The 599-nt window shown below is 54.4% G+C and carries 1 pseudogene; it reads right to left on the reverse strand.

What is annotated here, in order from left to right:
• A pseudogene (locus tag ACJ9N4_RS20930) lies at positions 1 to 599 on the reverse strand (host specificity protein); the annotation flags it as partial.

Here is a 599-nt window from a genome sequence, read left to right on the forward strand (position 1 = left end):
TGAGCCTGATCCCAGCTGACGCGCATAGTCTCAACGCTGATGTTCTGCTGAACGACAGAGAACGAGTTGATCACGATGTTATCCGGCGGTGCCTGGTTACCAGGCGGGATAACACTTATTGGCCGCTGGTCGATAATCGCGCCGGTATCAATCCGCGCGTATTTGTCAGGGTCGTGGTATGCAGCAGCGATAGAGAATGTGCCGTTGTTATTGTCAGACACACTGACAACACGGTACTGCTGAGCATAGAGCTCGTCAGACTCCACCACCCAGACCGCCTCTGCCTCTGGTGTTTCGCTGTATGCCGTGGTCACTGTTATAGCCCGACCGTTGACACTCTGTATCGTCCGGCTCTGCGATGCACCGGATGGCAGGTTAACCATAAGACGATGACCTGCAGCAGCGGAGGAATCACGATCAAGGGTAATAACGCGACCGTTAACCGCGCTGATGCGGCCTCCCATTGCTTTGCCAGAAAGGAGTTCATCTGCAACGGCGATGATGTAACCTGGCTGCGGTATGTTACCGTCAAGCCCGACATCGAACGAAACCACACGATCCTTATTGTTGGTCAGAATCCCCCAGCGCCCTTTCCTGTT

Origin of the sequence: Enterobacter sp. LM3, from assembly GCF_046622475.1 — a bacterium.
Taxonomy (GTDB): Bacteria; Pseudomonadota; Gammaproteobacteria; order Enterobacterales; family Enterobacteriaceae; genus Enterobacter; species Enterobacter cloacae_P.